This is a genomic window from Aurantibacter sp. (assembly GCF_039941195.1).
In the GTDB taxonomy this organism is placed as follows: Bacteria; Bacteroidota; Bacteroidia; order Flavobacteriales; family Flavobacteriaceae; genus Aurantibacter_A.
In genome coordinates this window covers 39741-48422 of record NZ_JBDVFA010000016.1, presented here as the reverse complement: position 1 = coordinate 48422, position 8682 = coordinate 39741, and the positions used below count along the sequence as shown (strand labels likewise).

The following is an 8682-nucleotide window of genomic DNA, read 5'->3' as shown; positions in this document are numbered from 1 at the left end:
TAGGTACTCGAATTCCACCTTCATATAAAAACCCTTTACCCCTGCCATATTCTCCATCAAAAGGTTTTGCGCTATCAAAATATTTAGGATCTGCACCGCCAGCATAACTTGGGCCGTTATCAGAAGTAAAAACTAGTAAAGTATTTTCATAAATACCATGATCTTTTAATTGCTCAACTAATTTACCAATATTCTCATCTAAATAAGAAACCATGGCAGCATAAGCAGCATGAGGATTTCGATTCGGCAAATAACCAACGCCACCGCCAGCAGTATAAGGCTCTTCGTCGCCGAATTTTTTAATATAATAATCTACCCAGCGCTGAGGGGCTTGCAAAGCAACATGTGGTATTGGGGTTGCCCAATACATAAAAAAAGGTTTTTCTTTATTAGTTTCAACAAATTGCGTTATTTCTTTAAACATTAAATCTGGTGCGTAATCCGTTAAAGTATAATCGGAGTAATTATCCAAATCATAAGGATCAGCCCCTTTTGGCAAAACGCCATGTGGTGCTACTGTATCGTTTGCTAAGTGAACGCGGTTTCGGTTTTTATACAAATGCAATGGGTAATAGGTATGCGCTTGTCGTTGACAATTATAACCGTAGAAAAAATCAAAACCCATATCGTTTGGAACAGAATGTGTATGTGGCGCACCTAAACCCCATTTACCTACTATTCCTGTAGTATAGCCTACCTCTTTTAAACGGTCTGCAATGGTAATTGTTGATGCTGGCATTGGTCCTTGACCTTCAAGGGTGGAATCGTTTGCCATTGCGATATAGCTCCACACATCACCACGTTCTTTCCATTCTGAATTACTTCGAATATATGCATGGCCGGCATGCTTGCCTGTTAAGAGCATATGCCTTGCAGGGGCACAAACTGGAGCACTGGTGTAATGCTGAGAAAAGAGCATTCCAGTTTTTGCTAATGCATCAATATTTGGAGTCTCAATTTTCTCCTGTCCGTAGGCACCAATTTCGGCGTAACCCAAATCATCTGCCAATATATAAATGATATTAGGCTTTTGAAATTTTGAGTTAATTTCTTCTTTCTTCTGATCGCCTTTACAACCCAAAAGAAATGTCCCTGCTAAAAGCAGGGACAATATTAATTTTGCAATCTTCATTGTTACCTAAAATTTACATTACCACAGATTTTCCTGGGGTAGGAATTTCATACCATCCATCAGCATTGGGCTGAACAGGCGCCGGTGACTCCCAAGTTAAGGCATCAGGGACAAGTTTCAATTCAGAATTCATTGCCTCTTCCCAATTAATCACTTTTCCAGAATAAGTAGCCATTCGACCAATAATTGCGCTCATAGTACTCTTAGCGCCATTCTCCGCATTTGCAATTACACCACCATTTCTTATGGATTCAAACAACTTAATATGCTCTACTTGATATGGATTGGGATCATCCTTACCACGATGTTCAAAAATTGTATTCCCATTCCAATCTTTCAATTCAGCTCTGTCACCAGCGGTTGAAACAGTTCCTTTGCTACCTTGAAAAAATTCTGATACACGACGCATCGTGTCTGGTTGGTGTCTACATTGACTAGCAACTACTGCCCCACTTGGATAAGTATATTCAACAAAATGATGGTCATAAATTTCACCATGATCTTTACCGGTACGTACTTGTCTTCCACCCATTCCTTGAGCAGAGATAGGATATTCACCTATAAACCAGTTAGCTACATCAATATTATGAATATGTTGTTCTAAAATATGGTCTCCACATAACCAATTGAAATAGTACCAGTTACGCATTTGATATTCAAGTTCTGTTTGACCTGGTTGTCTTTCACGTACCCAAACCCCTGCACTATTCCAGTATACCTGACCAGAAACTATTTTACCAATTTTATCTTGTTTTAACTGATCAATTGCAGCCAAATAACTATCTTGATAATGACGTTGTAAACCCACTACAACATTCAATTTATTTTCTTTTGCTTTTTTAGCAGCAGCAAGTACTTTTCTAACCCCTGGCACATCAGTTGCCACCGGTTTTTCCATAAATACGTGCTTCCCATTATTTACTGCATATTCAAAATGTTGTGGACGAAATCCAGGAGGTGTTGCGAGTATAACTACATCGCCTAAATCCATTGCTTTTTGTGCGGCATCAAAACCAACAAATTGGTTTTTCTTTTGAACATTAACTTTTTTGCTTTCACCCATTTCTTTGGTGATGTTAGCTAAACTGCTTTGCAAACGATCTTCAAAAGCATCGGCCATTGCAACCAATTCAACATTATCATCTGCTGTTAAAGCTTGTATTGCTGCACCAGTGCCTCTACCCCCGCAGCCTACTAGTGCAATTTTTAATTTTTTATTATTTGCAGAATTGAAAATGGAATCAAATTGCATTGAAGGCATCATTACAGCACCAGAAAATAGTGCCGAATTTTTAACAAAAGTACGTCTTGAATTAGTCCCTTTAGGGCTATTAGTGTTTTGGTCATTCATCTTAAGAGGTTTTCTATGTAATTTAATAAAAACTAGTAAAGTGGCATGAATATACGACAAAAAGTAAAGAAAGAATAACACTTTAAGATGATATAACATTTATTCGCATTACTGTGCTACCCAATATATTGTAGAAAGATATCTGACTTTTAAATAGATAGTCACTATTTATACTACCGATACTATAGCAGTATGATTTAATTTCTAAAAAAAGTATGATTTAAACCTTACTTTTCTATTTTTGCAATCCAATTTTGGAATTTGGTGGCTGCTTAATTCTATATGACGGGAACAAAAAAGATGTAGTCCTGCGACAAGCTCAAGATAAAATACGTTACAGTTATCATGGAGGTTGTCGATAAACTATTTGGTAAGGAAAAATTAGAATAAAAATAAATTTTCGGGATGTAGCGCAGTCCGGTAGCGCACTCGGCTGGGGGTCGAGTGGTCGCAGGTTCAAATCCTGTCATCCCGACTGAATAGGAAAATGAACTGCTAAAGCAGTTCATTTTTTGTTTCCAAAAGCGTCATAAACAACGTTTATGTAAGCGGTTGGAAACAAAAAATGAGAAGGTGATAACCTTCATTTTACTATTTGCAATAAGGGTTCATTAGGATTCTATAAATCCTCTCTTCGCTTTTTGTAAGCTCTTCGAAACAAAAAATGAGAAGGTGACAACCTTCATTTACTATTTGCAATAAGGGTTCATTAGGATTCTATAAATCCTATCTTCACTTTATGTAAGCGGTTGGAAACAAAAAATGAGAAGGTGATAACCTTCATTTTACTATTTGCGATATAAGCTCTGAGTTATTTTGGCTCAGGATTCATTGAAAATGACTTTCCACCAAACAAATCTGTAGCACAATGTATTTTCCAACTTCCCTTGTGAATCTCAATGCCAATGTATAAATTCGGTACAGCAGTAATTTGAGTAATCAACTCTTTAATTTTTAGTTCATTTTAAAGATACGCGACTTACTGCTTTTTCATGGATGCTAAAAAATCATGGCTCGCCGCAGGAGCAACACAAGCCACACTTTTTAGCCAAAACTTTACCATGCGTAAGTTAAAACTACTTTATTAAAATTTTTATTATGAATATAATTTCTCTTTCAAAATAAATATTGAACTAATGACATCTAATGAACCAATAGAACCTAAACAAAGAATTGAAATTCTAGATATCCTGCGAGGTTTCGCTTTACTTGGAATCATTTTCATGAACATGGGCTTTTTTAGTGGATACGTTTTTATGCCCTATGATGACCTTAAACAAATAACTAACTTTCAGTTAGATGAAAAATTATATTCGTTATTAAACATCATAGTCACAGGAAAGTTTTACACCCTCTTTTCAATTCTTTTCGCTGTTGGGTTCTATATTCAATATGAAAAGAACAAAGAAAATTCTTTTAATTTTTTAAAAACATATCGAAGAAGACTGCTTTTTTTATTATTGATAGGACTCTTGCACAGTTTAATTTGGTTTGGAGACATTTTACTTGCCTATTCAATATTTGGTTTTATCCTTATTTTATTCCGGAATGTCAAATCAAAAAATCTTATTCGCTGGTCGTTATTTTTCCTGCTAGTTCCACTTTTAATCGATTTATGTCTCTTGCCATTTTCTGAGGCTTTGAGTTCTGCTAGTCCTGAAAAAACAACTGCCATTGCACATGTTCAATATCCCGACATGACAGTTGAAGCAGTTATAAGTACATTCCAGAATGGTTCAATTGCAGACATATTCTTTTTAAACATTCATAACCTTGTCTGGAAATACTTAGGTTATATTCCATCAGGGGGATATTTTAAGTTTCTTGGGATTTTTCTTCTTGGCTACTATTTAGCCTCAATTGAATTTTTTACAAAAAAATCAAAATCAACCTTATTATTAATAACCAGTTTAACAATAGGTCTTCTGGCTACTTTTTCAGCAAAAATAATTGGTGGAAGTTCCTATATGTTCCCACCAACGCTATTAAATATACTTTTTAAGTTCTTAGTATTAGCCGGCCAAATATTTATGTGCATTTTCTATGTAACATCCATATTTAAAATTGTTCAAACTTCGATAGGTAGAAGAGCATTTAGATATTTAATTCCTTTGGGAAGAATGGCGCTGAGCAATTACTTGTTTCAGACTATTATTATGATTATTATTTTTTACAATTTTGGATTTAATTTGATTGGTAAAATCGGTTTATTACATACATCAGGTATTGCGATTCTTATATTAGTATCGCAAATTATTCTTAGCAATATCTGGTTAAGACATTTCAAATTTGGACCTTTGGAATGGATCTGGCGTAGCTTGACTTATAAAAAAAGAATAAATATCCGTTATCAAAATAACTAAACAGATGAAATTTACGCATGGTAACAATGGTAACCGTTGCGCAAGTCATTAATTCACAACAGAACTTGTCAATATAAGCTTCTCTTGATAATCTTTTTTACCCTGCATAACTAAAGTATAGCATATTCAATATCTTTAACAAGTGCCTGTGCAACAAGCACAAAGCCTGAACCTAATACGGACTTTGGGCAAAAAAAAGAATAAGCAAACAATATGCTCGAGTCCAAGCGTTAGCTACAATTTTAAAAAATCAAGAACTTTTACTTTATAAAGCTGGCCTATTGGGATAGAATAATCCTTAATTCGTATTTGATTCCCTTCAACAGTATCAATATTTCGTTTAGAAACTATGAAAGATTTATGTGTTCTGACAAACGCATTATATGGAAGCTTTTCAGAAACATCAGATATTTTTTCACGAATAAGAAAGTGTCTATCTGTTAAAACTATTTTACAGTAGTTTCCGGCCGCTTCAACGTAGAAAATATCATTTATTTTTACTTGTATATGTTTTTTATCGCTATATAAGAAAAAATGCTCATCATCTGAAATCTTTACATCTATTGGCTTTTTTGATTCATCATTAATTTTAAAGCATTTGTTAACTGCAATCACAAACCTTTCAAAACTAAATGGTTTTAAAAGGTAATCTAATACATTGTGCTCGTAGCCCTGTAGCGCAAACTCTGCATAAGCGGTTGTTACAATCACTTTTGGTTGATTAGGTAGTACATTTAAAAAATCGAATCCTTTTAGCTTAGGCATGTTAATATCTAAAAAGATTAAATCTATTGGATGATTTCTTAGATATTCTAATGCTTCAATGGCATCATAACAACGGTTCATTAATTGCATGTCGCCTAATACTTCACAATAAGACTTTATTATATCATGTGCTATATGTTCATCATCAATAATTATATACTTAATCATAAGTTTATGTTTAGGGTAGCTCGGTAAGTTGATATTGACTTGTCAATACTAAGTTTATAATTATCAGGATACACTAAGTCTAATCTTCGTCTTAAATTTGAGATCCCTATTCCATTACCTTCAAAAACTTCTGTTTCATCAAAGTTATTCTCCAATTCAAAATGTATCTCCTTATCAATTGCTTTCAAATACAAATGGATGTATGCATTCTCCCGTAATTTCTCAACCCCGTGCTTAAATGCATTCTCTACTAGTATAATTAATAATAATGGCATTATCTCAAGCTTGTCATTTTCAATTTCAACATCAACGTTTACATCTATAGCTTTTTGATATCTAATTGAATGTAAATAAATATATTTTTTTAGAAACGCAACCTCGTCCTTTAATAAAACGTTCTCCTTGCAGCCTTCATAAATACTATATCTCATCAAATCGGACAACTTCAATACAATCTGTTTTGCAAGCTCAGCATCTTTATCTATGGTACCGTAAATATTATTAAGCATATTAAAGAAAAAGTGAGGATTTACCTGGCTTTGTAAATGCTGTATTTCATTTTTACGCATTTCGCTTTTAATGCTTAATGTCAACCTTAATTGTTTGATTAACCAAGCAACTCCTACTACAAAAAGTACAGCGTAATAGAGTAATATAACAACCAAACTTTCTGCCGAAAGGCTCATTTTTATAGAATCAGAACCTGACACTGCTAAATACCCAACTACTATTAATGGTATTATCAAAGTTATGATTACTAATACCTTAATAAGCTGCTTAATACTGTTTTTATAAGATTTAACCATGTTCAAATATATAACTAGTATTAAGCACTAGCATTAAATAGTGACGAAGTATGCTATTTCAGGGATGAATTAGAATGTACTAGTGATGTTCATGATATATCCCATTAATCAATCAAATTAAACTCACCTTAAAGTAGTACGTCACATTAATTTTCCCTCTCAAAACTCCTGAAATATGTTTGCACCATAAGTAATATAAAAAACAATGAAAAAGAAAATTTTGAGATACCTAAAGCACATTATCGGAACCATTTTGAGCCTAATAATCATAGGAATAATAGTAATTGTTGCCATGAATGGCACTTTCGATTATAACCATAATGATAACGGCTTAAACCTAGATAAAGAAGGGCCCTATGTATTTTTTAAATCTGATAGTATTTACACTGTAGACTACATTAGAGGAAACAAGGAAGCGGGGTTCTATCTGGAAAGCAATAATTATCAAATTAATGAACCCGCCAATATCAATTGTTACTTTCCACTAGACCATACAAATTTCGATATTAATTTCAATAGTAATATTGAAATCCCTAAGTCAACTTATAATGATGGAGAAGCAATTTTGGCAATTTCAGATATCGAAAGTGGCTACAAAACCTTTCGTGATTACTTAATCAACAATAAAGTTATTAATGAAAACCTTAAATGGACATTCGGTAAAGGGCATCTCGTTTTAGTAGGTGATTTTGTTGACCGCGGTATGTCAACAACTCAAGTAATTTGGTTCATTTACAAACTAGAACAAGAAGCATCTGAGCAAGGAGGGCATGTACATTTCATTATAGGAAATCATGAACTCTACAACCTTCAAGGAAAGTATAAATCTGCTTCCTATAAGTATTCTGGAGTAGCCTCAATTTTAGGTAAGCAGCAACATAACTTATATGATAATAATTCATTTATAGGAAAATGGCTGGTTTCTAAGAATACGATTGAAATAATTAATGGAAATCTATTTACCCATGGAGGAATACATCCCAACATAGTAGATTATGATATCACTCTTGATGATATTAATAGGATTTCAAGAGAAAATTATAGAAAACCTTGGTTTCCAAAACCAGAAGATTCGGCTGAACAACTTATCCTGTCAAGCAAAATAGGCTTGAGCTGGTATAGAGGCTACTTCGATGATGAATTGACTCAAGAAGAAATAGATAGAACTTTAAAAAAGTTCAATGCCAAAGCTGTGATAGTTGGTCATACACCACAATGGACGGTGAAATCATTATACAATAATAAAGTATTCGCCATAGATGTAAAACATCCAAAGGACTATAGAGATAATTGGCCTAGTAAAAAATCTGAGGGACTTTTAATTATGGATGATAACTATATCAGGCTTTTAAATAATCAAAAAACATTTGAACTAAAAACCAAATAGAACTTATGAAAACCAAAATTTATAACGCACTCAACAAACGCTACATCGTAATTCTTATTATGTTACTAGCACCTTTATTTGGATTTATAGACCGGAATTTTGTGTTCTTTTTTGGTCTAAGCATAGTACTTTTTATTTTCTGGAAAAGTGGGTATGACAAGTCCAAATTTGGACTAGATTTCAAACTCAATTGGAATACCTTTTTTAAAAGTATAGTATATACTATTATTTTATGTTTGATTGAATACGTTTTAATAGGGCCACTTTTAGATGCAATATTAGGCATGACAGATTTGTCCTCATTTGATGACGTTAAGGGTGATCTGGGAAGCTATATAGGACTAATGCTGGTTATGTGGGTTTTTGCTGCCTTTGGAGAGGAGTTATTAAACCGGGGGTTTTATTTAAAATGGCTTGCAGAATTTATGGGTAACAGCAAAAATTCCTGGATAATTTCTTCCATTATAACGTCTGCCTATTTTGCTGCCGGACATATTTATCAAGGTGTTAGAGGTGCTGTAGGTGTCTTTATTTGGTCAATATTGATTTCATTAATATTTATTAAAAATCGTAAGAACCTGTGGCTATTAATACTCATTCATGGATTGTTTGATACTGTAGGAATCACCCTCATTTATTTTGATAAAATTGATTATATTAGTTTATTTTTCAAGACATTATATGGGTTGTAAAAGAAAATTAAACCAAAA

The 8682-nt window shown here is 33.4% G+C and carries 8 protein-coding genes and 1 tRNA gene; 4 read left to right on the top strand and 5 right to left on the bottom strand.

The window, feature by feature from the left end; all coding sequences use genetic code 11:
* Both ABJF52_RS02860 and ABJF52_RS02855 read right to left on the bottom strand, forming a co-directional pair.
* Positions 1-1132, bottom strand: a 1132-nt coding sequence (locus tag ABJF52_RS02860) for a sulfatase-like hydrolase/transferase (RefSeq protein ID WP_348146009.1), incomplete at its 3' end; no start/stop codon positions are given.
* 13 nt (positions 1133-1145) lie between these two features.
* The gene (locus tag ABJF52_RS02855; protein WP_348146007.1) at positions 1146-2483 is read right to left on the bottom strand and encodes a Gfo/Idh/MocA family oxidoreductase; all 1338 of its coding nucleotides are present in this window, start codon (positions 2481-2483) and stop codon (positions 1146-1148) included.
* A 401-nt stretch (positions 2484-2884) separates the two neighbouring features.
* On the opposite strand from ABJF52_RS02855, the gene ABJF52_RS02850 reads away from it, so the two are divergent.
* A tRNA-Pro gene (locus ABJF52_RS02850) sits at positions 2885-2958 on the top strand.
* Between the two features lie 336 nt (positions 2959-3294).
* Here ABJF52_RS02850 and ABJF52_RS02845 read toward each other — a convergent pair.
* A complete protein-coding gene (locus ABJF52_RS02845; RefSeq protein WP_348146005.1) occupies positions 3295-3426 on the bottom strand; it encodes a hypothetical protein in 132 nt (43 codons plus the stop codon).
* A 313-nt stretch (positions 3427-3739) separates the two neighbouring features.
* Here ABJF52_RS02845 and ABJF52_RS02840 point away from each other — a divergent pair, with 313 nt between their 5' ends.
* Positions 3740-4846 (top strand): DUF418 domain-containing protein, encoded by a 1107-nt coding sequence (locus tag ABJF52_RS02840; RefSeq protein WP_348146002.1) that lies wholly within the window; start codon positions 3740-3742, stop codon positions 4844-4846.
* Positions 4847-5080: 234 nt separating this feature from the next.
* On the opposite strand, the gene ABJF52_RS02835 is transcribed toward ABJF52_RS02840, so the two are convergent.
* Positions 5081-5779, bottom strand: coding sequence for a response regulator transcription factor (locus tag ABJF52_RS02835; RefSeq protein WP_348146000.1), 699 nt, complete (start codon positions 5777-5779; stop codon positions 5081-5083).
* On the bottom strand, positions 5776-6525 hold the full coding sequence (locus ABJF52_RS02830) for a histidine kinase (protein WP_348145997.1): 750 nt from the start codon (positions 6523-6525) through the stop codon (positions 5776-5778). Before ABJF52_RS02830 ends, ABJF52_RS02835 begins: the two co-directional genes overlap by 4 nt.
* Positions 6526-6790: 265 nt before the next feature.
* Between ABJF52_RS02830 and ABJF52_RS02825 the strand changes: the two genes are divergently transcribed.
* Both ABJF52_RS02825 and ABJF52_RS02820 read left to right on the top strand, forming a co-directional pair.
* A complete protein-coding gene (locus ABJF52_RS02825; protein WP_348145994.1) occupies positions 6791-7972 on the top strand; it encodes a metallophosphoesterase in 1182 nt (393 codons plus the stop codon).
* 5 nt (positions 7973-7977) lie between these two features.
* Positions 7978-8664, top strand: a complete 687-nt coding sequence (locus ABJF52_RS02820) for a CPBP family intramembrane glutamic endopeptidase (RefSeq protein WP_348145990.1) — start codon at positions 7978-7980, stop codon at positions 8662-8664.
* Positions 8665-8682 lie beyond the last annotated feature (18 nt).

Coding starts and splice junctions, on each gene's coding strand:
- ABJF52_RS02835 (WP_348146000.1), bottom strand. CDS start 5,779: ATGATTAAGTATATAATTATTGATGATGAACATATAGCACATGATATA.
- ABJF52_RS02820 (WP_348145990.1), top strand. CDS start 7,978: ATGAAAACCAAAATTTATAACGCACTCAACAAACGCTACATCGTAATT.
- ABJF52_RS02855 (WP_348146007.1), bottom strand. CDS start 2,483: ATGAATGACCAAAACACTAATAGCCCTAAAGGGACTAATTCAAGACGT.
- ABJF52_RS02840 (WP_348146002.1), top strand. CDS start 3,740: ATGCCCTATGATGACCTTAAACAAATAACTAACTTTCAGTTAGATGAA.
- ABJF52_RS02825 (WP_348145994.1), top strand. CDS start 6,791: ATGAAAAAGAAAATTTTGAGATACCTAAAGCACATTATCGGAACCATT.